This is a genomic window from Vibrio sp. 10N.261.52.A1 (assembly GCF_002876325.1).
GTDB classification, from domain to species: domain Bacteria; phylum Pseudomonadota; class Gammaproteobacteria; order Enterobacterales; family Vibrionaceae; genus Vibrio; species Vibrio chagasii.
Genome location: NZ_MCYD01000078.1, coordinates 1 through 3,657, shown reverse-complemented (window position 1 = coordinate 3,657; position 3,657 = coordinate 1). Strand labels below are relative to the sequence as shown.

Genomic DNA, 3,657 nt, shown 5'->3' with positions numbered 1-3,657 from the left:
CTTTACAGCTATGGAGAGTCGGATTGAATAATACGGCTTGAAATAGTGTTATTTCAAAGGACCAAGCCCTACTTCATTTCACCATAGCGTTCTAGGTAAAGAACCGTTGCAGCTGTACGAGAAGGTACTTGCAGCTTTTTCAGCAAGCTCTTCATATGTACCTTAACTGTCGATTCAGAAATAAACAGGTGGTCCGCGATTTGCTTGTTACGGTAACCTTTCGCAACTTCTTGCAGGATCTGCATTTCACGTTCTGTCAATTGGTCAAAAATGTCGTTGCGGCTACCAGCGTCACTTAGGTAACGAGCAACTACACTGCTGTATGCCTTGTCACCACCGTGTGCTTGCTTAAGGAGTTCGATCAATTCATCAGGCTCGGTGTCTTTCAGAAGGTAACCATCAGCACCCGCTTTTACAATCGCTTCAATGTCTGCAGGGCTGTCAGAGACCGTCAGGATTACAATGTTTGCGCTAGAACCGTCAGTGCGAAGTGCTTTCAAGGTATCTAAACCAGACATGCCCTTCATATTGAGATCCAAAAGGATCAAATCAGGTTCTTCTTCATGAGCAAGAGCAACCGCTTCAGTGCCGTTACTTGCTTCTGCAATCACTTCGAATTCGTCTTCAAAGCTCAGTAATTGGCTTATACCTCTGCGCATCAATGGATGATCATCAACCAGCACTACTTTACAAATCGTCAACTTTAACTTCCTTCAAACTTTTATATTTCAATATGACTGTACAGCCTTCACCTTGCGCCGCTTCAATCGTCAAGTCGCCATTCAGTCTTGCCGCACGCTCCTGCATAATGCTCATCCCGTAGTGGTTCACCTTGGAACTACTTGAGTCAAAGCCATCTCCATTATCTTTTATCACGACTAATACTTCACCGTCCTCATCGATACAGCATACATCTATCAAGTCGGCATTGGCGTGTTTTATTGCATTTATTGTTGCTTCACGAATCAATTGAAGCAAGTGAACCTGACTATGCGCATCAAGCTCGATCGATGAGAGATTATTAGTGAGGTTAATCTTCGCATCGGTTCTCTCACTGAGCTCCTCAAGCATGGTACTTAAGGCGTCTCCAAAGTTGCCCTCTTTAATGGTCAACCTAAATGTGGTGAGTAGCTCCCTTAACTGGGTATAAGCGTCGGCTAAGCCGTTTCCGATCTCAGACGCGATTTGTTCAGATTGCTCTCGGTGCTGTTGCTCTGGCAGTTTGCCAATCACACGCTTTAATAGTGTAACTTGAATTTTCAAGTACGACAGTGATTGAGCCAATGAATCGTGGAGTTCACGTGCAATCGTGGCACGCTCTTCCATGATAATAAGCTGTTCAGCTTTCTTTTGAGCACGATTGTAGTAGATCGCTCTCGATAGCAGTTGAATGAAGCTTTCGATCAGAGCTTTAGTTGAGTGCCCGTGGTGATATGAACAGTATAAATAGCCGAGAATAAGTTCGTTGTCGTCGAGTTTCATCTCAAACTTTTCGTAGTCTAAATTCGAATCGTAACCTTCATCCATAATCAATGAACGGCCTGAGTTATCTACAATCTCGAGTCTCAGTGATCCAATCCCTTCCAAGCTCACGAGATGCTGCAAGATAGCTCGGAAGTTTTCAGGAGCAATACGCGTCACCGTGAGCTCTTGTGACGAGTTATAAAGTGCCTGCAGCGACTGGTTAGCATTTTGCAGCTCAATCGTCTTCGCATCCACCACATCTTCAAGGTTTCGATAAAGCACGCCTAAATCTTTAGCCATCGAGTTGAAGGTTTTGGTCAAAATGCCCATTTCGTTGTTACTGGTCACTTTGAGTTCTACCTCGAAGTCGCTGTTTTTGATTCTTTGGCTCGCACCGACAAGAGCATGTAGCGGTTTAACAACCTGTTTACGTACAAAATGAACAACAAAAAGAGATATGACGAGAATTCCACCTAAACCGACACCACCAGCCCACGCCAGTTTAATCAATTTGTCTTCAGAGAATTCTTGCAGTTTAAAAACAAATCCATCGATCTCAGTTACGAAGTTTTCAACCAACACGAGATAGTGTTTACGGTCTTCACTATTCAGAACGCGTTTCAATTCATGCCAACGGCCAATAATTAGATAGTAGTCTTCTGTGATATCCGTCGGAACATCCCAACTCACCAATTTTGTCATCGAAGGCGAATAAAGTGAACTTTCAAACTCACGGATATGAGAATCGAAATCAACAGATTCTATTTGAATATCATGGGCTAAACGATAGCTTTGCATACGCATCGAACCGGCTACATTGACGGCCTCAGCATCGTTCAAGCTTGAAGCTAAGGTAAAGATAGCAAAGCCAGTAGTAGCAACGGACAACAGCAATATAGAGAGTAATGACTTAGCTATTGTACTAGTAACAGATGAGACTGGTTTTATAAGCAAAGGTGACTTCCTATTGATAAATGACTTGCTATTAGGCTCGTATTGTCACACATCAAAAATCATAGCTCCATTCAATATGTGATCACTCGCCTCGTAATTTATTGATCTATGACAATATATACCCCCAATTAGCCCTTATGGGGTATTTATACAATTGTTTCTAAACCTACACTACTTGTGATGACAAATTACAAGATATTAATGAAATAACGACCTAAAATTACAACATCTTAGCAACATCTAGGGGTTTTTAGTGGTAGATCTGTCAAAACGTCGTCTGTTTTCTAGAAAAAAAGTCGATTCAAGCCAAATTCGTTTGCCTTGGATTCATAACCTAGAGAGCTTTGTAGATGATTGCACTCGCTGCGGAAAATGCATCGAGAGTTGTGAGACTAAGATAATCATTGTAGGTGATGGTGGGTTCCCCACTGTCGATTTCTCTATCGATGAATGTACGTTCTGCTATCAATGTGCAGACGTTTGTCCGGAACCCATTTTTAAGCCAAAGCAAGGAGAGCCTTGGCAAGCAAAAGCACGTATTTCTGATAAGTGTTTAGCGCAACAAAATGTTGAATGCCGAAGCTGTGGTGACATGTGTGAACCTATGGCCATTCAATTTCAACTTAGAGCAGGCAGTGTTGCTCTACCAAAAATCGAGTTAGATGAGTGTAGCGGTTGTGGAGCCTGCGTAGCAGTTTGCCCTACTTCAGCTATTCTTGTGAGTAATGCATAAATAAAAATAACGAGAGCAATTTATGGCACTAAATGAAGTGCATATATCAAGTCTAGTCGTGCATGTGAGCCCAGAGCATCTCAATGAGATCAAAGCTGAGATCGAGCAATTCGATAACGCTGAAATCTACGGAGATAGCCCTGAAGGCAAAATCATCGTGGTCCTAGAAACCGAGAACCAAGGTTTTGTAACGGACACCATCGAAGCAATAAATAACATTAAGAACGTTTTAGGGACAGCTTTGGTTTACCACCAAATCGAAACTGGACTAGACGAAACGGATTTAGAAACTGGAAGCAACAATTCTCAACTTGAGGGTGAAGTATGAAAATGACAAGACGTGCGTTTGTGAAAGCAAACGCAGCTGCATCAGCGGCAGCCGTTGCAGGTGTAACACTACCGGCAACAGCAACCAACCTGATTGCTAGCTCAGATCAAACAAAAATCACGTGGGATAAAGCGCCTTGTCGTTTTTGTGGTACAGGCTGTTTGAAGTGGTCAAGTAA

Annotated in this window: 5 protein-coding genes; 3 read left to right on the top strand and 2 right to left on the bottom strand. The window is 42.7% G+C overall.

The window, feature by feature from the left end; genetic code table 11:
• Nucleotides 1-68 precede the first annotated feature (68 nt).
• Both BCT81_RS01120 and narQ read right to left on the bottom strand, forming a co-directional pair.
• Entirely contained in the window at nucleotides 69-701 is a 633-nt protein-coding gene (locus BCT81_RS01120; protein WP_102423025.1) for a response regulator, read from the bottom strand.
• Nucleotides 688-2,418, bottom strand: a complete 1,731-nt coding sequence (gene narQ, locus BCT81_RS01115) for a nitrate/nitrite two-component system sensor histidine kinase NarQ (RefSeq protein WP_102423024.1) — start codon at nucleotides 2,416-2,418, stop codon at nucleotides 688-690. Before narQ ends, BCT81_RS01120 begins: the two co-directional genes overlap by 14 nt.
• A 253-nt stretch (nucleotides 2,419-2,671) precedes the next feature.
• Between narQ and napF the strand changes: the two genes are divergently transcribed.
• The 3 genes from napF to BCT81_RS01100 form a co-directional block, all read left to right on the top strand.
• Nucleotides 2,672-3,151 carry a ferredoxin-type protein NapF gene (gene napF / locus BCT81_RS01110; RefSeq protein WP_102423023.1) on the top strand — a complete coding sequence of 160 codons (480 nt, stop codon included), beginning with the start codon at nucleotides 2,672-2,674 and terminating at the stop codon, nucleotides 3,149-3,151.
• Between the two features lie 22 nt (nucleotides 3,152-3,173).
• Nucleotides 3,174-3,479: a chaperone NapD gene (locus BCT81_RS01105; RefSeq protein ID WP_008219286.1), complete on the top strand. Its 306-nt coding sequence runs from the start codon at nucleotides 3,174-3,176 to the stop codon at nucleotides 3,477-3,479.
• A partial coding sequence (locus BCT81_RS01100; protein ID WP_133152478.1) for a hypothetical protein occupies nucleotides 3,476-3,657 on the top strand: 182 nt, incomplete at its 3' end. The genes BCT81_RS01105 and BCT81_RS01100, both read left to right, overlap by 4 nt.

Coding starts and splice junctions, on each gene's coding strand:
- BCT81_RS01105 (WP_008219286.1), top strand. CDS start 3,174: ATGGCACTAAATGAAGTGCATATATCAAGTCTAGTCGTGCATGTGAGC.